This is a genomic window from Streptomyces sp. A2-16 (assembly GCF_018128905.1).
Classification (GTDB): domain Bacteria; phylum Actinomycetota; class Actinomycetes; order Streptomycetales; family Streptomycetaceae; genus Streptomyces.
This window is the reverse complement of the sequence record NZ_CP063808.1, coordinates 9,425,816-9,445,302: the sequence shown is the minus strand read 5'-3', so window position 1 is coordinate 9,445,302 and position 19,487 is coordinate 9,425,816. Positions and strand designations below refer to the sequence as shown.

At 69.0% G+C, this 19,487-nt stretch carries 18 protein-coding genes and 1 pseudogene; 8 read left to right on the top strand and 11 right to left on the bottom strand.

From position 1 onward, the window contains the following. Window position 1 precedes the first annotated feature (1 nt). From IOD14_RS42415 to IOD14_RS44685, 7 genes and pseudogenes are all read right to left on the bottom strand, one after another. Window positions 2-1,561, bottom strand: coding sequence for an SCO6880 family protein (locus IOD14_RS42415; RefSeq protein WP_123990196.1), 1,560 nt, complete (start codon window positions 1,559-1,561; stop codon window positions 2-4). Next, window positions 1,558-2,889, bottom strand: a complete 1,332-nt coding sequence (locus IOD14_RS42410) for a hypothetical protein (RefSeq protein WP_212673025.1) — start codon at window positions 2,887-2,889, stop codon at window positions 1,558-1,560. Before IOD14_RS42410 ends, IOD14_RS42415 begins: the two co-directional genes overlap by 4 nt. Next, the gene (locus IOD14_RS42405) at window positions 2,879-3,703 is read right to left on the bottom strand and encodes a hypothetical protein (protein WP_212673024.1); all 825 of its coding nucleotides are present in this window, start codon (window positions 3,701-3,703) and stop codon (window positions 2,879-2,881) included. The genes IOD14_RS42410 and IOD14_RS42405 overlap by 11 nt, the downstream gene beginning before the upstream one ends. A 198-nt stretch (window positions 3,704-3,901) precedes the next feature. Then, window positions 3,902-4,210: a hypothetical protein gene (locus IOD14_RS42400; RefSeq protein WP_007383036.1), complete on the bottom strand. Its 309-nt coding sequence runs from the start codon at window positions 4,208-4,210 to the stop codon at window positions 3,902-3,904. 338 nt (window positions 4,211-4,548) lie between these two features. Beyond that, window positions 4,549-5,823 carry a S53 family peptidase gene (locus IOD14_RS42395; protein ID WP_123990193.1) on the bottom strand — a complete coding sequence of 425 codons (1,275 nt, stop codon included), beginning with the start codon at window positions 5,821-5,823 and terminating at the stop codon, window positions 4,549-4,551. A 348-nt stretch (window positions 5,824-6,171) separates the two neighbouring features. Next, complete coding sequence (locus IOD14_RS42390; protein WP_123990192.1) at window positions 6,172-7,515, bottom strand: S53 family peptidase; 1,344 nt, start codon at window positions 7,513-7,515, stop codon at window positions 6,172-6,174. Window positions 7,516-7,904: 389 nt separating this feature from the next. Then, window positions 7,905-8,071: pseudogene (locus tag IOD14_RS44685) on the bottom strand (alpha/beta hydrolase); the annotation flags it as partial. A gap of 140 nt (window positions 8,072-8,211) precedes the next feature. On the opposite strand from IOD14_RS44685, the gene IOD14_RS42385 reads away from it, so the two are divergent. From IOD14_RS42385 to IOD14_RS42375, 3 genes are all read left to right on the top strand, one after another. Further along, the gene (locus tag IOD14_RS42385) at window positions 8,212-8,934 is read left to right on the top strand and encodes a serine protease (RefSeq protein WP_123990191.1); all 723 of its coding nucleotides are present in this window, start codon (window positions 8,212-8,214) and stop codon (window positions 8,932-8,934) included. An 88-nt stretch (window positions 8,935-9,022) separates the two neighbouring features. Continuing rightward, a complete protein-coding gene (locus IOD14_RS42380; RefSeq protein WP_249126211.1) occupies window positions 9,023-10,030 on the top strand; it encodes a bifunctional lytic transglycosylase/C40 family peptidase in 1,008 nt (335 codons plus the stop codon). 169 nt (window positions 10,031-10,199) lie between these two features. Next, entirely contained in the window at window positions 10,200-10,898 is a 699-nt protein-coding gene (locus IOD14_RS42375) for a phosphatase PAP2 family protein (RefSeq protein ID WP_123990189.1), read from the top strand. Window positions 10,899-10,917: 19 nt separating this feature from the next. Here IOD14_RS42375 and IOD14_RS42370 read toward each other — a convergent pair whose 3' ends face one another. Beyond that, window positions 10,918-12,459, bottom strand: a complete 1,542-nt coding sequence (locus tag IOD14_RS42370) for an FAD-binding oxidoreductase (RefSeq protein WP_212673023.1) — start codon at window positions 12,457-12,459, stop codon at window positions 10,918-10,920. A gap of 297 nt (window positions 12,460-12,756) precedes the next feature. Here IOD14_RS42370 and pstS point away from each other — a divergent pair, with 297 nt between their 5' ends. From pstS to pstB, 4 genes are all read left to right on the top strand, one after another. After that, window positions 12,757-13,881 carry a phosphate ABC transporter substrate-binding protein PstS gene (pstS, locus tag IOD14_RS42365; protein ID WP_123990187.1) on the top strand — a complete coding sequence of 375 codons (1,125 nt, stop codon included), beginning with the start codon at window positions 12,757-12,759 and terminating at the stop codon, window positions 13,879-13,881. Window positions 13,882-13,999: 118 nt separating this feature from the next. Beyond that, on the top strand, window positions 14,000-15,004 hold the full coding sequence (gene pstC, locus IOD14_RS42360; protein ID WP_123992727.1) for a phosphate ABC transporter permease subunit PstC: 1,005 nt from the start codon (window positions 14,000-14,002) through the stop codon (window positions 15,002-15,004). Continuing rightward, the gene (gene pstA / locus IOD14_RS42355) at window positions 15,001-16,050 is read left to right on the top strand and encodes a phosphate ABC transporter permease PstA (RefSeq protein WP_212673022.1); all 1,050 of its coding nucleotides are present in this window, start codon (window positions 15,001-15,003) and stop codon (window positions 16,048-16,050) included. The genes pstC and pstA overlap by 4 nt, the downstream gene beginning before the upstream one ends. Before the next feature lie 40 nt (window positions 16,051-16,090). Beyond that, a complete protein-coding gene (gene pstB, locus IOD14_RS42350; protein ID WP_007383025.1) occupies window positions 16,091-16,867 on the top strand; it encodes a phosphate ABC transporter ATP-binding protein PstB in 777 nt (258 codons plus the stop codon). A 115-nt stretch (window positions 16,868-16,982) separates the two neighbouring features. On the opposite strand, the gene IOD14_RS42345 is transcribed toward pstB, so the two are convergent. Together IOD14_RS42345 and IOD14_RS42340 are read right to left on the bottom strand one after the other, a co-directional pair. Next, window positions 16,983-17,981: an inorganic phosphate transporter gene (locus tag IOD14_RS42345; protein ID WP_123990185.1), complete on the bottom strand. Its 999-nt coding sequence runs from the start codon at window positions 17,979-17,981 to the stop codon at window positions 16,983-16,985. 8 nt (window positions 17,982-17,989) lie between these two features. Then, entirely contained in the window at window positions 17,990-18,610 is a 621-nt protein-coding gene (locus IOD14_RS42340; RefSeq protein WP_030043659.1) for a DUF47 family protein, read from the bottom strand. A gap of 211 nt (window positions 18,611-18,821) precedes the next feature. Between IOD14_RS42340 and IOD14_RS42335 the strand changes: the two genes are divergently transcribed. Further along, complete coding sequence (locus IOD14_RS42335) at window positions 18,822-19,184, top strand: metal-sensitive transcriptional regulator (protein ID WP_123990184.1); 363 nt, start codon at window positions 18,822-18,824, stop codon at window positions 19,182-19,184. A 36-nt stretch (window positions 19,185-19,220) separates the two neighbouring features. On the opposite strand, the gene IOD14_RS42330 is transcribed toward IOD14_RS42335, so the two are convergent. Then, entirely contained in the window at window positions 19,221-19,397 is a 177-nt protein-coding gene (locus tag IOD14_RS42330) for a hypothetical protein (protein WP_174269170.1), read from the bottom strand. Window positions 19,398-19,487 lie beyond the last annotated feature (90 nt).

Sequence of the window (19,487 nt, the reverse complement as noted above, 5' to 3'; positions counted from 1 at the left end):
CCTACTTTCGGATGCCGGTGGCGAACGGAAGCGTGTTCACGAAGGCGCGATGGTGCTCGCGGTCGCACCACTCCAGTTTCAGATACGACTTTCCGGCCGAGGCCCGGATGGTCCGCTTGTCGCGGGCCAGGGCCTCGGGGGAGCGGGAGGAGACGGTGATGTAGCCGACCAGGTTGACCCCGGCCGCGCCGCTCGCGAGATCCTCGCCGCGCTGGTCCAGGCGGGAGTGGGCGGCCACGTCACGGGGGTCGATCGTGCGGTTCATCTTGGCCGCGCGGGACGCCTCCGCCTCGTCGTTGGTCTTCTCGGTCAGCATGCGCTCGATGGCGATCTCGGTGGGTTCGAGGTCCATCGTGACGGCGACCGTGCGGATGACGTCCGGGGTGTGGACGAGCAGCGGCGCCAGGAAGTTCACGCCGACGGGGGTCATCGGCCACTCCTTGACCCAGGCGGTGGCGTGGCACCAGGGCGCGCGGGTGGAGGACTCCCTCGTCTTCGCCTGCAGGAACGTCGGTTCCATGGCGTCGAGTTCGGCCGGCCAGGCGTTGCGCTTGGTCATCGCCTGGATGTGGTCGATGGGGTGGTCCGGGTCGTACATGGAGTGGATCAGCGAGGCCAGCCGGCCCTGCCCGAGGGGCTGGCGCACCCGGATGTCGGCCTCCTGGAGGCGCGAGCAGATGTCGGTCAGCTCGCGGGCCATGACGACCGCGAGACCGGCGTCCTTGTCCAGCCTGCGGCCGGACCGGGGGCTGGCGGCGCGCGCCATCGCGTGGGCCTCGGAGGCCAGTTCACGGGTGTAGTGCATACAGGCGACGAGGTACGCCCGGTGCTGCTCGCTGCTGGTGGACACCATCGACTGGAGCTGGTCGTACGAGGTCTGCAGCCAGGGCAGTGCCTTGTCGTCCCCGCGCACGGCGACGTCCTTGGCGTGGGCGTCCGGGTCGGCGGGGAGGGTGCGGGCGAGCATCTGGAGGCGGGTGACGAAGCCGTCGCCGTTGGCCACGTGCTTGAGGAGCGTGCCGAAGCGGTCGACGAGGGCTTCCTGGTCCTCGGAGTCGCGCAGGCCGACGCCGGGGCCCTCGATCTCGATGGCGGCGGTGACGGTACGGCGGTCCGCGTGGAGCAGTACGGCGATCTCGTCGGGCCCGAACGGGGCGGCGAGCCAGTTGATCCGGCCGATGCCGGGGGGCGGGCCGACCTCGACCTCGCGGCCGTCGACGTGGGTGCCGGCCTCCATCACGGAGGAGCGGTAGGTGGTGCCCTGGCGCAGGGTGCGCTTGTAACTGCGGTTGATCTCGAACCACTTGTAGAAGGTGCGGCGCTTGTACGGCACGTAGACCGCGGCCAGCGCGAGCAGCGGGAAGCCCATCAGCAGGACGATGCGCAGGGAGAGCACCGGGACGAGGAGCCCGCACATCATGCCGAGGAACGCGCCCGCGATGATGAGCGTGATCTCGCCCGACTCGCGGTTGCGGCCGACGATCGCGTTCGGCCGGGCGCGGCCGATCAGATATGTACGGCGGGGCGTGACCGTATGCGACACGTGGGACTCGGTCGTCAACGCCCGTCACCTCCTGTGCTGTTGCTACTGCCATTGCGGGTGTTGCTGGCGTGCGGGGTGTTCACCGGGTTGCCCGCGCGGGGGGCGGGAGCGGCGGAGGGGACAGATCCGCCGCCTCCGTTCGGGGTGCGCGAGCTGTGGGCGGCGACTCCGCCGGACGCCGGGTTGCTCGGGCGGGCGCCCGAGCCTCCGGAGGCCTGACCGTTGTTGTCGGCCCGGGAGCTGTGGGTCTTGATGCCCTGGGCGACCAGGGTGGCCGGGGAGCTGATGACCGCGGCGGCCTTGCCCTCGGCGTTCTGCATGATGCGGTTGTTGCGGGAGCCGGCGATCTCGTCGCCGAAGCCGGGGACGAAGCGGTAGATCATCGCGCTGGCGAAGATGGCGAGCAGGATGATCGCGAGGCCGGAGACGACGGCGGAGAAGGCGTCGGGGCCGTCGTCGGAGGAGAGCGCGCCCGCGAGGCCGAGGACGATGACGATCACCGGTTTGACCAGGATGACCGCGATCATGATGCCGGCCCAGCGGCGGACGTGGCCCCAGAGGTTCTTGTCGACGAGGCCGGCGTAGACGACGGTGCCGAGGAGGGCGCCGACGTAGAGGAGGGCGGCGCGGATGACGAGCTCCAGCCAGAGGACTCCGGCGGCGAGGATGCTGACCAGGGAGACGACGATCAGCATGATGGGGCCGCCGCCGATGTCGTTGCCCTTCTCCAGGGCGCCGGAGAAGGTGCCGAAGAAGGTGTCGGTCTGGTCGCCGGTGGCTTTCGCGAGGACCTCTGAGACGCCGTCCGTGGCGGAGACGACGGTGTAGAGGATGAGGGGGGTGAAGGCGGACGCGAGGACGGTCAGCCAGAGGAACCCGATCGCTTCACTGATGGCGGTGGTGAGGGGGACGCCTCGGACCGCGCGCTTGGCGACTGCCAGCAGCCACAGGAGGAGGGTGAGGATGGTCGACGCGGCGAAGACGACGGCGTACTGCTGGAGGAACTTCTGGTTGGTGAAGTCGACGTTCGCAGTGTCCTTCACGGCCTCGCTGAGCTTGCCGATGGTCCAGGCGGCGGCTTTGGCGCAGCTGTTGGCGAGGGAGGACATGGGGTCGAGGGTGGAGGTGAGACCCGGGGTGGTGGTGCCTCCGGACCCGGAGCCGCTCTCGCAGTACTCCTTGGCGGGGCCGACGATGAGGTCGCAGTTGTCGTTGGACGCTGTCGGGGATGGCGTCGGAGACGGTGTGGGTGCGGCGGCGGCCCGGGTGGCCAGCAGCAGCACTGCGGACTGCACGGTGGTCAGGGCGGCGGCGACCTTGAGGACGCGGCGCGGGCTACCGGGCATACGTGAACCCTCCGTATTCCTCGACGGCTTTGGCCATGTCGTCGGCGCTGGACGCCTTGTCGTCGCCGGGAACCGGCGCGGGTCCGTCCTTCTGGGAGAAGCTGTCGACCTTCCAGTCGCCGGCGGTCCAGCGCAGCCGGAGGGTCATGGTGAACCAGTCGCTGGTCACCGGATCGGTCGAGTCGGCGCCGGCGGTGCCGTACAGGCCGGTGCACCAGACCTCGACGGCCGCCGTGGTCTCCGACGAGCTCGTGACCTTGGTTCCGATCGGGACGGTGCGTGACACGTAGGTGTGGCCCGCGGCCGCGTTGCCGTTCTGGTCGAGGCCGAGTTTGTTGAGGAACGCCGCGGAGTAGGCCTGGTTGAACTTGTCGGTCAGAGCGGCCTGCTTGTCGCTGACGAAGACCTGCTGGACGATCTCGGCTCGTCGGGTCGGCTTGAGGATGTCGGCGGAAACCAGCACCGTCGCGTAGTTGGCGGCAGCGCTCTGAGCACCCTGCGTGGTGTGGGCGAAACCTGACGGGATCCCGGCCGACTGTGTCGCTACGGGCTGGTCCCCGCTGGCCGCCGTGGAGGACGCTTTCGGCTGCCCCCCCGCCCCCTCCGCCGAAGACGAGGAATCGTCGCCCCCCCGGTTCGCGAAGGCGATTGCTGCGATCAGGAGGACGATGACGCCGACCACCGTGACCAGGCTTCTGGAGGAGGAGCGGGGGGAGCGGCGGGCGCCGCCGTAGACGTCGGCGGGGCGGTCGGGGTAGCGGGTGCGGGTCTGGCCCGCGCCGCCGTAGCCCTCCTGGTCGTCTCCGAGACTCATGCCGCTCACGCCCCCTCGACGTCGTACGAGAACCCGTAGGAGTACGACGGTAGCCGCGCTGGTTCCCGCGCGGGTGCGGTGTGGTGACTCGACATCAGGGAACGCAACCTCAGCCGGTGGGCACTGCGGACGGGTGGGGTAGAGGGGGTACCGGGGCGCGCCCGGCCGGAGCGGAGGTGCGTCGACCGGACGCGGTGGCTATACGGCCATGCCGTACACGATGGTGAAGAGCGTGCCCAGGGAGCCGATGATGAAGACTCCCGTCAGCCCCGCGATGATGAGGCCCTTGCCCTGTTCCGCGCTGAAGGTGTCGCGCAGTGCGGTGGCGCCGATGCGCTGTTTGGCGGCACCCCAGATGGCGATGCCGAGGCAGAGCAGGATGGCGACCGCCATGACGACCTGGATCATCGTCTTCGCCTCGGTCCCCAGTGCCCCGAAGGGGCCCCAGTCCGGAGCGATCCCGCCGATGATGGTGTTGATGTCTCCCTTGTCGGCCGCAAAGAGCATGTAAGTCACCGCCCCTGGTGGGTAGTTCCGTCTCCCCTGCATGGGCGCAGAGGTCAGGCCTCATTGTCGCCGACAATTCCGCCGTCGTATGTCGACTTGGCGGCATTGGTTGGCGGGTTTCGTACGAATGACTGTCTGGTCACTCTGTGTATCACGGCAGGTAACGCCGGGCAATGAGGCCTGAGCGGAACCTGGCGTGTGGTTCCGTCGTTGACCCCTCTTACGACCTGCGGCGCTTCTGGCACCGATGTTCTGCGGGTGAAGGCTAACCCGGAGGGCCACCGGTATGACGAACGGGCCGCGGTAGGGGAGTCCGCGGCCCGTTCGTTGACGGAGAGTCAGCCGGTGAAGGCGGTCACTCCCTCCGGGGTGCCCCAGCCGGTCGGTCCGTCGTAGCCCGACCGGGCGGTGCAGAAGTAGCTCGTCGAGCAGCTGCCGTTGTTGCCCGAGGTCACGTCGTTGAGGGATGACGTGTGCTCGTAGGGGTACTGCGCCGGGTAGTCGCTGCTGCCCGGGGTGCCGGCGAGGGCGTAGACGGACGCGATGATGGGGGCCGAGGCGCTGGTGCCGCCGAAGGTGTACCAGCCGGCGGTGACGCCGTAGGAGTCGTAGACGGAGACTCCGGTGGCCGGGTCGGCGACCGCGGAGACGTCGGCGATCATGCGCTTGGTGCAGCTCGCGTCGGTCTGCCAGCTCGGCTTGGCGTCGTACGAGGAGCAGCCCGACCCGGTGCCCTCCGTCGAGCTCGTCTTCCAGACCGTCTCCGTCCAGCCGCGGCTGTTGGAGGCGGCCGAGAGGGCGGTGCCGCCGACCGAGGTCACGTACTTGGAGGCGGCCGGGTACTCGGCGCCGTAGCCCTCGTCGCCGGCGGAGACGGTGATGGCGACGCCGGGGTGGTTGAAGTAGGACGAGTCGTAGGAGGTGTCCGAGGAGGACTCGGAGCCGCCGTAGGAGTTGGAGACGAACTTGGCGCCCAGCTTGACGGCCTCGTTCACCGCGGTGCCGAGGTTGGCCATGGAGGCGGACTTGGCCTCGACGAGGAGGATCTTGGCGTTGGGGGCGATGGCGGAGACCATGTCGAGGTCGAGGGACATCTCCTCGGACCAGCCGCTGTCGCTGGAGGGCAGCGAGGTGGTGGAGCCGGTCTGGGAGACCTTCTTGAAGCAGCCGTTGGCGGTGGTGCAGGCCGGCAGGCCGTAGTACGAGCGGTACTTGGCGAGGTCGGCCTCGGCGTTGGGGTCGTTGTAGGCGTCGACGATGGCGACGGTCTCGCCGGAGCCTTGGGAGGCGGCCGCGGCGGTCAGGCCGTACGCGGACTGGAGGTCGCTCGGGCCGTAGCCGGAGGGGGTGGCCGCGTCGGCGGCCTTCGGGGTGATGCCCCGGGCCTTCTGGAAGGCGGTGGTGCCGCCGGTGACGCGCAGGGAGTTGCAGGCGAGTTCGCCGGCCTTCTTGGGGGTGGCGCAGGGGGTCGCGGTCCAGGTGACCCTGGTGGAGCTCGTGGCGTCCGCGTGGGCGGCGGTGCCGAGGCCGGCGAGGACGAGGGCGGCGGTGGCGGCCACGGCGGAGCCGGCGCGGTGCCATCTCAGGCGGGTGTGGGGGAAGTTGGTACGCAAGGTGCAGCCTCCTGATGGTGGTGGAACAGGGGCGGTGCGGGTGCGTGCCGTCGGTGCGGTGTCCCCGGCGGCGGGCGGCGGCCTGCGAAGACGGTCCACCTTGTTCCGTACGCGACAACAGAGATTGGCTGGAATTCTGACCTCCGCCATACCGAAAGTTGTCCCGGGCTTACTCGTGCATGGCGGCTCGATGGACTGCGGGCGATGGTCACTTGACCCGGGCGGACACGGCGAACGGGCCGCGACCGGATGTCGCGGCCCGTTGCCGTTGTGCCGCCGAGGGGACCCCACGTCCCCCTCTCAAGGGCGGCGCCCCCGTTGACCCGACGGGGACACTCAAGGGCCGGATCAGCCGGTGAAGGCGCCCAGGCCTGCCGGGGTACCCAGGCCGGTCGGGCCGTCGTAGCCCGACTTGGCGGTGCAGTAGTAGCTGACGGAGCAGCTGCCGTTGTTGCCGGAGGTCACGTCGTTGAGGGCGGAGGTGTCGGCGTAGGGGTACGCGGCCGGGTAGTCGCTGCTGCCCGGGGTGCCCGCGAGGGCGTACACCGACGCGATGATCGGGGCGGAGGCGCTGGTGCCGCCGTAGGTGTTCCAGCCCGTGCCGTCGGAGCCGTAGGAGTCGTAGACGGAGACTCCGGTGGCCGGGTCGGCGACCGCGGAGACGTCGGCGATCATGCGCTTGGTGCAGCTCGCGTCGGTCTGCCAGGTCGGCTTGGCGTCGTAGGCGGAGCAGCCGGAGCCGGTGCCCTCGGTGGAGCTGGTCTTCCAGACGCTCTCGGTCCAGCCGCGGGTGGTGGAGGAGGCGGACAGCTTGGTGCCGCCGACCGCGGTGACGTACTTGGAGGCGGCCGGGTACTCGGCGCCGTAGCCCTCGTCGCCGGCGGAGACGGTGATGGCGACGCCGGGGTGGTTGAAGTACGAGGAGTCGTAGGAGGTGTCCGAGGACGACTCGGAGCCGCCGTAGGAGTTGGAGACGAACTTGGCGCCCAGTGAGACGGCCTCGTTCACCGCCTTGCCCAGGTTGGCCATGCTCGACGAACTCGCCTCGACCAGCAGGATCTTGGCGTTCGGGGCGATGGCGGAGACCATGTCGAGGTCGAGGGAGATCTCACCGGCCCAGCCGCTGTCGGCGGTGGGCAGCGAGGTCGTGGAGCCGGTCTGGGAGACCTTCTTGAAGCAGCCGTTGGCGACGGTGCACGCCGGCAGGCCGTAGTAGCTGCGGTAGGTGGCCAGGTCCGCCGCGGCGTTGGGGTCGTCGTAGGCGTCCACGATGGCGATGGTCTCGCCGGAGCCGTTGTTCGCGGAGGCGTCGGTCAGGCCGTAGGCGTCCTGGAGGTCGCTGGGGCCGTAACCGGTCGGGGTGGCGGCGGTGGCGTTCGGCTTGAGCGTCTTGGCGGTCACGCCCTTGAGCGCGGCCTGCTTCTCCATGTACGCGGTGGTGCCGGCGGTGACGCGCAGGGCGTTGCAGGCGGCGTAGCCCTTCTTGGGGGTGGCGTCACACGCGCTCTCGTACTGCACGTGCGCCTTGGCGACCGCGGTGGCGACGGCCTTGGCGCTCACGTGGTGGGGGGTGAGCGCGGTGGCGTGGGCGGCGGTGCCGAGGCCGGCGAACACGAGGGCGCCGGTGGCCACGGCGGTGGAGCCGATCCGACGCCATCTGCCGGATATGTGGGGGGAGTTGGAAGTACGCAACGTACAGCCTCCTGAGAGTGGTTGCAGAGGCCTGCAGTGGGGGACCACCGGTGAGGTTCCCGGTGGGGGCGGCGACCCGCGTAGACCATCGCCTTGTTGAGTACGTGACAACAAGACGGGTTCCGGAATCCTGACTCCCGCCTTACCGAAGGGCGTTGGGGGATTGCTGATCAATGGCGGGCGGATGGGCGGGGGATGGTCACGGCTTGACCATCTACACGCGTCGCACACAACTCGCTCAGAGCGGCCGGGCCGGTTCTCCGCCGTTCCTCCAGAAGGCGCGCAGGGCGGCGACGAGTGCCTCGGGGGGCCTCCTCCGCCATGTGGTGGCCGGAGTCGACGGGCCCGCCCTCCAGCCGGTCGCCCGCCCAGTCGCGCCACACGCCGAGGACGTCGTGACCGGCCGCGGCCGGCAGCGGGGCGACACGATGCCAGGTGGCGTGGGTACGGGATGTCCGTGCAGGAGCAGCACGGCGGGGCCGCTGCCGCCGTGCCGCACACGCAGCCGGACGCCGTCCTCGCCCTCGCACCGCGTCAGCTCGAAACCGTCGAACACGGCAGCCTCCCGGGCTCGGTCGTCGGGACTCGGCTGCCCGGGGCGGCGGGATCCAGGCGTACCCGGCCAGGTGTACCCGGCCGTCGCGTGCCCGCCCGCCGTGTGCGCGCCCGTTGACGGTTCTCTCACCTTCGTGCGGAATGCTGCCCTCCGTGAAGCGCACGCCACGTATCGCTCTCCACGCCGCCGCCGTCCTGCTCACCGTCACCTCGGCCTCCGAAGCGGCCGCCGACGACGGGGCGGGGCCCTTCGGGGTGACGGCGGTGGCCGTGGCGACCCGGCAGAACGCCCGCGTGGGCGCCCTGTTCGACGGCAAGCAGCACGTCTGCACCGCCTCCGTCGTCCGCAGCCCGCACCGGGACCTGATCGTCACCGCCGCGCACTGTCTCGACGACAGCGACGACCTCGTGTTCGTGCCCGGATACCGGGCCGGCGCGGCGCCGTACGGGAGATGGAAGGTGAGGAAGCGGTATCTGCCCGAGGGGTGGTCCACAGGGCAGAGCGAGGACAGTGACGTCGCCTTCGCCACGGTCGCGGGGGACGTCCAGGACGTCGTCGGCGCGAACCTGTTCGCCACCGGCACCGCCACCGGGGCCACTGCCGTCACCGTCACCGGGTACCCCTCCTCCCGTGACGTGCCGATCAGCTGCACCAACAAGCCGACCGCGCACAGCCGTACGCAGCAGCGGATCGAGTGCCCCGGCTTCACGGGGGGTACGAGCGGCAGCCCGTGGGTGAACGGCGACGGGCGGGTCGTGGGGGTGCTGGGCGGGCACGAGCAGGGCGGGGTGACGGCCGATGTGTCGTACAGCGTGGTCCTCGGGGCGGAGGCCGCTGCGCTCTACCGGGACACGGTCTGCTGATCTTTGTGCCGACCCCGCCGAGTACCCCGGTTTTCGACGGGGAAGCTCCTAGACTGACGCGGGCGGACTCCCGGCGGGCGAGGGGCGGTTGACGGTGCGTAAGGCGTGGCTCGTGGCGGGCGCCGTTCTCGGGACGGGGCTCACCTTCGTGATGCTGCTCGTCGTGGGGGTCTACGTCGTCGCCGGGAACCTCGCGAACGGCGTGGGCGGGGCGACGAAGGCCCTGGCCAAGGGGGCCGTGCCGGCCGCGTACCAGAACCTCGTGCAGAAGTGGGGCAATCTGTGCCCCGCCATCAATCCCGCCCTGCTCGCCGCCCAGCTCTACCAGGAGAGCGGATTCAACCCGAAGGCCCAGAGCGCCGCGGCGGCGCAGGGAATAGCGCAGTTCATTCCCGGGACCTGGGCCACGCACGGGATCGACGGGGACGGCGACGGCGACAAGGACGTATGGGATCCGAATGACGCGATTCCCTCGGCGGCTTCGTACGACTGCTCGCTCGCGTCCTATGTGAAGGACGTTCCGGGGAACATCACCGCGAACATGCTCGCGTCCTACAACGCGGGCGCCTACGCGGTCATCAAGTACGGGGGCGTGCCGCCGTACAAGGAAACCCAGAACTACGTGAAGACCATCACGACCCTGGAGGAGAGCTTCGCGGCCCCCACGACCCGAGTCGATCCCTCCAAGCAGGCCGCCGGCGCCATCTACTACGCGCAGAAGAAGCTCGGGACCCCTTATCTGTGGGGCGGGACCGGTACCGCCGAGCAGGGTGGGCGCTTCGACTGTTCGGGGCTGACGCAGGCCTCGTACAAGAGCGTGGGAATCACGCTGCCGCGTGTCGCCAACGATCAGTACAACGCGGGCCCGCATCCGGCCAGAAGTGAACTGTTGCCGGGGGACCTGGTGTTCTTCTCCAAGGACCTGACAAATTCGCGCGCCATCCACCATGTAGGGATTTATGTGGGCGGCGGATACATGATCGACGCACCGAGAACAGGTGCTGTGATCCGGTTCGACCCGATCGACACTTCTGAGTACTTCGGCGCCACCCGGGTCACCGAAGATGGCGCGAAAGCATTGCCCACCACGGTGTGACCGAGCGTGAAACCCACCCCCTGAGCTGCGGCGATGTGTCTCTCTTCGATAACGTCTGCGTGATCATTCAGTGGAGTGTGGAACGTATTAACGGGAGCCGTGCGTTCCTGAGGGCGTAGCCGAGCGCACATGGGTACGCCGGGAAAGACGACGAAGGGGCCGCAGCACGATGGCTGTTCTCGCCGAGTCCGGGTCGAACCCCGACGTCGACCTGCTCTACGACATCAACGGCCTGGCCAAGGACGCCCCGCACTGGTTCGACCGGGTCATGGAGTACGTCGGGGAGTACGGGATCCTGCTGGGCATGGTCCTGCTCATCCTCGGGTGCTGGTGGTCCGTGCGCCGGCGTGGGGGTGAGGACGCGGCCTCCTCCGTGGCCGCGCTGGTGTGGGCGCCGCTCGCCGCGGCGCTGGCCGTGCTGGTGAACGTGCCCATAAGGGGATTCGTCGAGCGGCCCAGGCCCTTCCGGACGCACGAGGGGCTCGAGGTCCTGGTCTCCGGCAAGACCGACTACTCGTTCGTGAGCGACCACGCCACGATCACCATGGCGATGGCGGTCGGACTGTTCGTGGCCAACCGGAAGTTCGGGCTCTTCGGTATCGCCCTCGCCCTGCTCGAAGGGTTCTGCCGGGTGTACATGGGCGTGCACTACCCGACGGACGTGATCGGCGGGTTCGCCCTCGGCACGGCGGTGGCCCTGTTGTTGTCGCCGCTCGCGATGGCTCTTCTCACGCCGGTGGCCAAGGCGGTCGAGGGGTCCTCGAAGGGGGCGTGGATCGTCCGCGCGCGAGGAGCGGGGCAGGGGGCCTCGGTGATTCCCGGGGCCCGGCAGGAGGCCCCTGCCTCCGAGCGGGACCTCGCCGCGTAGCTGCCGGACCTCCTGGGACCTACAGCGCCTGCGGGAAGCTGAAGAACCCCTGCGGGTCGTACTCCTTCTTCACCTTGGCGAGCTTGGTCGCCGCGTCGCCGTAGTACGCCGTGCGCCAGTCCCGCAGCGTCGGGTCCGTGTAGTTCTGGTAGGCCGCCCCCGAGGCGTACGGCCTCATCGCGTTGTGGGCTCCCGTCAGCCAGGACTGGGCCGTCGTGCCCGTCGTTCCCGCCCTCCAGGACGCGATGTACTGGGCGAGCATGCGGGAGTGGCGGTGCACGAAGGCCGTGGCGGTGGGGGAGACCCGGTTGACCGCGCCGCCGAGGGCCGTCAGCGCGATGCTGCCCGAACCGCCCCGGACCGAGGCGACCTGCCTCAGCAGGGTCTGGATGCCGGCCGCCGGGATCGAGCGGTCGAAGAAGTCCGAGTGGGCCGCGTAGGTCTCCCGGCCGAGGGCGCCCCGGGGCGAGCGGCCCGGGGTGGAGCCGGGCAGGTGGCACTTGGCGTCGGTGGAGAAGGACGAGCAGCCCGCGTACGCCTCCATCGCGCTCTCGTAGGAGTGCCGCCGGAGCGTCACGCTGCGGGCCGGTGAGCCCACCCGGTCGGCCAGGCGGTCGAGGGCGTTCTGGAGCTCGCCGTAGGTGCCCAGGGAGAACGCCGCGACCGCCACCGAGGGCGAGCCGCCGTTCTCCAGGTGGCAGGAGGACCAGATCTCGTCGGGCTGCACCGGGCCCCACTCCTGCCAGGCCCGCACCACGGCGGCCGCCTTCGACCACGGCCAGGTCGCGTACGCGGTCACGCCCTGCGGGGCCGGGTGGGTCTTGAAGTGCAGCTCGGTCACCACGCCGAAGTTGCCGTTGCCCGCCCCGCGCAGGGCCCAGAAGAGGTCCTTGTCGGTGGTGGCGTTCGCGGTGATCTGCTTGCCGTCGGCCGTGATCAGGGTGGCCTGGGTGAGGCTGTCGCAGGTGAGCCCGTAGGCCCGGGAGGCCACGCCGTGCCCGCCGCCCAGGGTCAGTCCGGAGACACCGACGGTCGGGCAGGAGCCCGCCGGGATCGTGACGCCCTTGGCGGTGAGGGCCCGGTAGACGTCGATCAGCTTGGCGCCGGCGCCGACCACGGCGGTGCCGCCCGAGGCGCGGATGCGGTTCAGCCTGGAGACATCGACGATCAGCCGGTTGTTTCCCGAGGACCAGCCGGCGTAGGAGTGGCCGCCGTTGCGGATCGCCACCCGGACGCCGTGGGCGCGGGCGTAGGCGAGCGTGGTGCGGATGTCGTCCGGGTTCGCCACGTACGCCACCGCCGCGGGCTTCAGCGAGTCGAAGCGGGTGTTGTAGAGCTGCCGGGCCGTCGCCCAGTTCGCCTCGCCGGGGCGGACCAGGGTGCCGTCCAGATCGCGGGCGAGGGCGTTCCAGTTCGCGGAGGTCGCGGGCGTACGGGAGGATGGAGACCTGCCGACGGTGCTCTGCGTGGCGTCGGCGCTGCTGCTGCTGCCGTCGCACGCGGTCGTGGCCACTGCCGTGATCGCGGCCGCGCCGGCCCCGATGAACGTACGCCGTTCCATGCGTCCTTGCCTTTCGTCGGCCTCGTCGGCTTCCGTGGAACGAGACGGGACTGTGGGGGGGAGGGTTCCCGGGTGGGTTCCGGAATCACACTGTGCCCTCGACGTAAGCGTTCCGTGACCTCACCGCACCTTCTGCAGGGGTTCACCCCCCGTTCACTTCCGGCCATAAACGCCTTCACCTGATCTGCCTAATTTCGGCCTTACGCGATGCGTGGTGCGTCTCGAATGCGCATCCGTGTCACCCAGACTTCGCGCACGCCGCCGGATTCAGGACGGCGGCTCCCGGAAGGAACTCAAGTGAAGCTTCAGCGCAAGAACCGGCGGGCCCTCGCCTTCGGTGCTCTCGCCGTCTCCGGCGCCCTGGCCCTCACGGCGTGCGGCTCCGACGACACGAGCGGCGGCAGCGGCAGCAGCGCGTCCGCCACCGCGGCCGCCGGCAACATCAAGTGCGACGATGCCAAGGGTCAGCTGCTCGCCGACGGCTCCTCCGCGCAGAAGAACGCGATCGACGCCTGGGTCAAGCAGTTCACGCAGGCCTGTGGCGTGCAGATCAACTACAAGGGCGGCGGCTCCGGCGCCGGTGTGACCGCGTTCAACAACGGCCAGGTCGCCTTCGCCGGTTCCGACTCCGCGCTGAAGCCCGAAGAGGTCACGGCCTCCAAGAAGGTCTGCTCCGGCGGCCAGGGCATCGACCTCCCGATGGTCGGCGGCCCGATCGCCCTCGGTATCAACATCTCCGGCGTCGACAAGCTCACGCTGGACGCGCCGACCATCGCCAAGATCTTCAACGCCAAGATCAGCAAGTGGAACGACCCGGCGATCACCAAGCTGAACCCGGGCGTGAAGCTGCCGGACCTCAAGATCCAGGCGTTCCACCGCTCGGACGACTCCGGTACCACGGACAACTTCACCAAGTACCTGATCGCCACCGCCAAGAGCGACTGGCCCTACGAGCACGGCAAGACCTGGGTGGCCAAGGGCGGCCAGTCCGCCGCGCAGTCCTCCGGTGTCGCCCAGCAGGTGAAGCAGACCAACGGCGCCATCGGCTACTTCGAGCTCTCGTACGCCAAGGACGGCATCACGCCGGTCAGCATCAACACCGGCGCCTCCGCCCCGGTCGAGCCGACCGTCGACAACGCCACCAAGGCCATCGCCGACGCCAAGGTCGTCGGCACCGGCTCGGACCTCGCGCTGGAGCTCAACTACGGGACCAAGGCCGAGGGTGCCTACCCGATGGTCCTGGTCACCTACGAGATCGTCTGCGACAAGGGCAACAAGGCCGACACCCTGGCCGCCACCAAGGCGTTCCTGCGCTACACCGCCTCCGAGGACGGCCAGAAGGTCCTCGCGGACAACGACTACGCGCCGATCCCCGAGGACATCATCGCCAAGGTTCGCACCACCATCGAGAGCCTGAGTTGACCTGAGTGTGCGGTCCGGCCCGGACCCCGAACCGAGGGGCCCGGTCCGGACCGCACCGTCCGGTGCACCGCCGCCAGGAGCCGCACCACAGATGCGGCTCAGCAGACCGGAGAACCCGATGGACACCACACAGATAACAGACGCACCACCCCCCGTACCCCAACCCCCCACGGTCGAGCAGAAGCGCGCGGCCCGTGGCGCCACCCGCCCCGGTGACCGGATCTTCCTCGGTCTCTCCCGCGGCTCCGGCATCCTGCTGCTGGTGATCATGGCCGCCATCGCCGGCTTCCTCACCTACCGCGCCTCGATCGCGATCAGCAAGGACGAGGCCAACTTCTTCACCGCGTTCGAGTGGAACACCCAGCTCATCCCGCCGAAGTTCGGTATCGCGGTGCTGGTCTTCGGCACGATCGTCTCCTCGATCATCGCCATGGCCATCGCTGTCCCGATCGCCGTCGCCATCGCGCTGTTCCTCACGCACTACGCCCCGCGCAAGCTGAGCGGCCCGATCGCCTACGTGATCGACCTGCTCGCCGCCGTGCCGTCCATCGTGTACGGCCTCTGGGGCGCCCTGATCCTCGTCCCGCACATGAACGGCCTCTACGGCTGGCTCAACGACTACCTCGGCTGGACCGGCATCTTCTCCTGGCAGGGCGGGGCACCCCGCTCGATGCTCACCGTCGGCATCCTGCTCGCCATCATGATCCTGCCGATCATCACCAACGTGAGCCGCGAGGTCTTCCGCCAGGTCCCGCAGATGCACGAGGAGGCGGCCCTGGCGCTCGGCGCCACCCGCTGGGAGGTCATCCGCATGGCGGTGATCCCCTTCGGCCGCTCCGGTGTGATCTCCGCGTCGATGCTCGGTCTCGGCCGCGCGCTCGGCGAGACGATGGCCGTGGCCACCGTGCTCTCGCCGTCCTTCGACATTCAGGCCAGCCTGCTCGACCCGGGCGGCGGCACCTTCGCCCAGAACATCGCCAGCAAGTTCGGTGAGGCCAGCGAGCTGGGCCGGGACGCGCTGATCGCCTCCGGTCTGGTCCTGTTCGTCATCACCCTGCTGGTCAACGGCGCGGCCCGCATGATCATCGCCCGCCGCAAGGAGTACTCGGGGGCCAACGCATGAGCACCGCAGCCACCGTCAGCACCCTGAAGGGTGCCCGCCTCCCGAAGTGGGCGCCGTACGCGATCGCCGCGGGCTCCGTCGCCCTCGGCGTCGGCATCAGCTTCGCCGCCGGCCTGAACAGCAGCATCCAGTGGGCGTTGATCGCCGGGCTGCTGTTCGTCCTCGGCACGTATGTCATCGCCGCCCGTGTGGAGGGCCGCCGTCAGGCCAAGGACCGGATCGCCACCTCGCTGGTCTGGGTCGCCTTCCTGCTGGCCGTCGTGCCGCTGGTCTCCCTGGTGTGGTCGACCGTCTCGCGCGGTGTGAAGGTCCTCGACTTCTACTTCCTGACCCACTCGATGGGCCTGGTCGCCGACGACGAGCCGGGCGGCGGCATCTACCACGCCATCCTCGGCAGCCTGGAGCAGGTCGCCCTCGCCACCCTGATCGCGGCGCCGATCGGTGTGCTCACCGCGATCTACCTGGTCGAGTACGGGCGCGGGAAGCTCGCCAAGGCCGTCACGTTCTTCGTCGACGTCATGACGGGCATCCCGTCGATCGTCGCGGGTCTGTTCATCCTCTCGATCATGCTGATGTTCGACATGGAGCCCTTCGGGTTCGCCGGGTCGCTCGCCCTGGCCATCCTGATGATGCCGGTCGTCGTCCGCTCCACGGAGGAGATGCTCAAGCTCGTCCCGAACGAGCTGCGCGAGGCGTCCCTGGCGCTGGGCATCCCGAAGTGGCGGACCATCCTGAAGGTGGTCATCCCGACCTCCATCGGCGGCATCACCACCGGCATCATGCTGGCGGTGGCCCGTATCGCGGGCGAGACCGCGCCGGTGCTGCTCCTGGTCTGGGGCAACTCGCTCATCAACGCCAACCCCTTCGAGGGTGCGCAGCAGTCGCTTCCGCTGTACATCTATCAGCAGTACGCGAACAGCGCGGGCGCCGGTGCGGCGTACGACCGTGCGTGGGCGGCGTCCCTGACGCTGATCGCCTTCGTGATGATCCTGAACCTGGTGGCTCGCGGCATCGCCCGCTGGAAGGCCCCGAAGACCGGTCGCTGACGCGGCCACACAGCGACCGAGATCTGGAAGTGAAGCAATCATGGCCAAGCGAATCGACGTAAGTGGGCTCACCGCCTACTACGGCTCCCACAAGGCGATCGAAGACATCTCGATGACGGTCGAGCCCCGCTCGGTGACGGCCTTCATCGGCCCTTCCGGCTGCGGCAAGTCGACGTTCCTGCGCACGCTCAACCGGATGCACGAGGTCACCTCGGGCGGCCGGGTCGAGGGCAAGGTGCTCCTCGACGACGAGGACCTGTACGGCCAGGGCATAGATCCCGTGTCCGTCCGCCGCGAGGTCGGCATGGTCTTCCAGCGCCCGAACCCGTTCCCGACGATGTCGATCTTCGACAATGTGGCGGCGGGCCTGCGCCTGAACGGCTCGTACAAGAAGTCGGAACTGTCGGACGTCGTCGAGAAGTCCCTCAAGGGCGCGAACCTCTGGAACGAGGTCAAGGACCGTCTGAACAAGCCGGGTTCGGGTCTCTCCGGTGGTCAGCAGCAGCGTCTGTGCATCGCCCGCGCGATCGCGGTGGAGCCCAAGGTCCTGCTGATGGACGAGCCCTGCTCGGCCCTCGACCCGATCTCCACGCTCGCCATCGAGGACCTGATCGGTGAGCTGAAGGAGCGCTTCACGATCGTCATCGTGACGCACAACATGCAGCAGGCGGCCCGGGTCTCCGACCGGACGGCCTTCTTCAACCTGGCCGCGGTCGGGCAGCCCGGCAAGCTGATCGAGATCGACGAGACGGAGCGGATCTTCTCCAACCCGTCGGTCCAGGCCACGGAGGACTACATCTCGGGCCGCTTCGGCTGAGCCGAGCCCCTCGAAGACCCCTCGCGGTGCTGCATGGCGGTGCCACCGCGAGGACACAGAGGGCCCGCCCCCGGATTCCGGGGGCGGGCCCGTTGTCGTACACCCCGCTCGGTTCCTACAGGAACGCCAGGTTCACGATGCCGTAGGCGCAGGCGGCCACGATCGCCGCCGCCGGCATGGTGATGAACCAGCCGAGGATGATGTTCTTGGCGACGCCCCAGCGGACCGCGTTGACGCGCTTGGTGGCGCCGACACCCATGATCGCCGAGGTGATGACGTGGGTCGTGGAGACCGGCGCCTTGAAGAGGTAGGCGGTGGTGAACATGATCGCCGCGCCGGTCGTCTCGGCGGCGAACCCCTGCGGCGGATCCAGCTCGATGATCTTCCGGCCCAGGGTGCGCATGATGCGCCAGCCGCCCGCGTACGTGCCCAGCGACAGCATCACCGCGCAGACGATCTTCACCCAGACCGGAATGGGGTCGCCGTAGGTCTCGTGGCCGGAGATCACCAGGGCCATCACCACGACACCCATGGTCTTCTGCGCGTCCTGGAGGCCGTGCCCGAGGGCCATGCCGGCCGCGGACACGGTCTGCGCGATCCGGAAACCCCGCTTGGCCTTGTGCGGGTTGGCCCGCCGGAAGATCCACATGATCGCGGTCATCACCAGGTAACCGGCGACCAGACCGACGACCGGCGAGATGAACATCGGGATGACGACCTTGTCGAGCACACCGTTCCAGAGCACCTCGGTGCCGCCCGCGAGCGCGGCGCCCACCATGCCGCCGAAGAGCGCGTGCGAGGACGAGGAGGGCAGTCCGAAGTACCAGGTGACGAGGTTCCACACGATCGCGCCGACCAGTGCCGCGAAGAGGATTCCCATCCCCTTGGAGCCCTCCGGCGTCTCGATCAGGCCCTCACTGACGGTCTTGGCGACCCCGGAGCCCAGAAAGGCTCCTGCCAGGTTCATGACCGCCGCCATGGCGAGCGCGGCCCGGGGGGTCAGTGCCCGTGTCGACACCGAGGTCGCGATCGCGTTCGCCGAGTCGTGGAAGCCGTTCGTGTACGTGAAGAAGAGCGCGACCAGGATGGTCACGACCAGAGCAAAGGTGTCCATGGAAGGGCTCAGGACTCCTTGACGGCGATGGTCTCCACCGTGTTCGCCACGTGCTCGAACGCATCCGCGGCCTCTTCGAGGACGTCCACGATCTGCTTGAGCTTGAGGACCTCGATGGCCTCGTACTTGCCGTTGAAGAGCATGGCGAGCAGCTTGCGGTGGATCTGGTCGGCCTGGTTCTCCAGCCGGTTGACCTCGATCCAGTACTCGGTGAGGTTGTCCATGGTCCGCAGGTTCGGCATGGCCTCGGCGGTGAGCTCGGCGGCCCGCGCGAGCACCTCGATCTGCTGCTCGACGCCCTTGGGGAGTTCCTCGACGTTGTAGAGGACGACCAGGTCGACGGCCTCCTCCATGAAGTCCATGATGTCGTCGAGGGAGGACGCCAGGTTGTAGATGTCCTCGCGGTCGAAGGGTGTGATGAACGACGAGTTCAACTGATGGAAGATCGCGTGGGTGGCGTCGTCACCGGCGTGTTCCGCGGCCCGCATACGCTCTGCGATCTCGGCCCGGCCGGCGGTGTCCGCCCCGAGCAGTTCCATCAGGAGCTTCGAGCCCGTGACGATGTTGTCCGCGGAGGCGGCGAACATGTCGTAGAAGCTCGTCTCCCTGGGGGTCAGACGAAAGCGCACAAGGGGTCCTCGGGGTGCATCGGTTTCGGTCAGGGTGATGCTAAGTGCATCATCCGGCCACGGCTAATGGGCCGTCCCCCAGTGTCGCCCATCAGGCACAGTGGTTGGCACGGGGGCCGTCCGCAGGCCCTATACCCGGGAAACTTCGGTACGATATACCCAGGAGGGGTATGTGATTCCCTCAGGGTGTGGCCGTGATGTGGAGGACGCGATGACGACGACCGAGGCCGGCGCCAAGGCGCCCTCCGAGACAGTGGCGGAAAACAGCCCCCACGAGACCCACGAGCCCGCCACCCACGGCTACCACAAGCAGAAGGACGAGCACCTCAAGCGCCTGCGCCGGATCGAGGGCCAGATCCGCGGCCTGCAGCGCATGGTCGACGAGGACGTCTACTGCATCGACATACTCACGCAGGTGTCCGCCTCCACCAAGGCCCTGCAGTCCTTCGCCCTGCAGCTCCTGGAGGAACACCTGCGGCACTGCGTCGCGGACGCGGCCGTCAAGGGCGGCACGGAGATCGACGCGAAGGTCGAGGAGGCCACGAAGGCGATCGGCCGCCTGCTGCGGACCTGATCCCTCTCCGCCCACGACGGGACGGGCGCCCCCGGCTCATTCGCCGGGGGCGCTCGCACGTTCTTCGGCCACTTTCAGCACCTCGTCGATGCTCTCCAGGCTGAGCCGGTCGTCCGCGGCCGACGCCGCGATGATCAACTCTCCGCACAGCTCGATCTCGGCGAGGGCCACGTGGTCCTGAACCGCCGTACCGCCGACCGGAGCCACGCGCATCACCTCTTCTCTGCCGTTACCGACTTCCTAGAGTAGGGAGCGCCCTACACACCGCGCATGGCACGGACGGGCTAGTTCTTGACGCCCGTC

What these genes read in the sequence shown, in the direction of transcription:
- IOD14_RS42345 (WP_123990185.1), bottom strand. Translation starts at nt 17,981, where the DNA reads ATGGACACCTTTGCTCTGGTCGTGACCATCCTGGTCGCGCTCTTCTTC.
- IOD14_RS42405 (WP_212673024.1), bottom strand. Translation starts at nt 3,703, where the DNA reads ATGAGTCTCGGAGACGACCAGGAGGGCTACGGCGGCGCGGGCCAGACC.
- pstA (WP_212673022.1), top strand. Translation starts at nt 15,001, where the DNA reads ATGAGCACCGCAGCCACCGTCAGCACCCTGAAGGGTGCCCGCCTCCCG.
- pstB (WP_007383025.1), top strand. Translation starts at nt 16,091, where the DNA reads ATGGCCAAGCGAATCGACGTAAGTGGGCTCACCGCCTACTACGGCTCC.
- IOD14_RS42335 (WP_123990184.1), top strand. Translation starts at nt 18,822, where the DNA reads ATGACGACGACCGAGGCCGGCGCCAAGGCGCCCTCCGAGACAGTGGCG.
- IOD14_RS42400 (WP_007383036.1), bottom strand. Translation starts at nt 4,210, where the DNA reads ATGCTCTTTGCGGCCGACAAGGGAGACATCAACACCATCATCGGCGGG.
- IOD14_RS42375 (WP_123990189.1), top strand. Translation starts at nt 10,200, where the DNA reads ATGGCTGTTCTCGCCGAGTCCGGGTCGAACCCCGACGTCGACCTGCTC.
- IOD14_RS42410 (WP_212673025.1), bottom strand. Translation starts at nt 2,889, where the DNA reads ATGCCCGGTAGCCCGCGCCGCGTCCTCAAGGTCGCCGCCGCCCTGACC.
- pstC (WP_123992727.1), top strand. Translation starts at nt 14,000, where the DNA reads ATGGACACCACACAGATAACAGACGCACCACCCCCCGTACCCCAACCC.
- IOD14_RS42370 (WP_212673023.1), bottom strand. Translation starts at nt 12,459, where the DNA reads ATGGAACGGCGTACGTTCATCGGGGCCGGCGCGGCCGCGATCACGGCA.
- IOD14_RS42385 (WP_123990191.1), top strand. Translation starts at nt 8,212, where the DNA reads ATGCTGCCCTCCGTGAAGCGCACGCCACGTATCGCTCTCCACGCCGCC.
- IOD14_RS42330 (WP_174269170.1), bottom strand. Translation starts at nt 19,397, where the DNA reads ATGCGCGTGGCTCCGGTCGGCGGTACGGCGGTTCAGGACCACGTGGCC.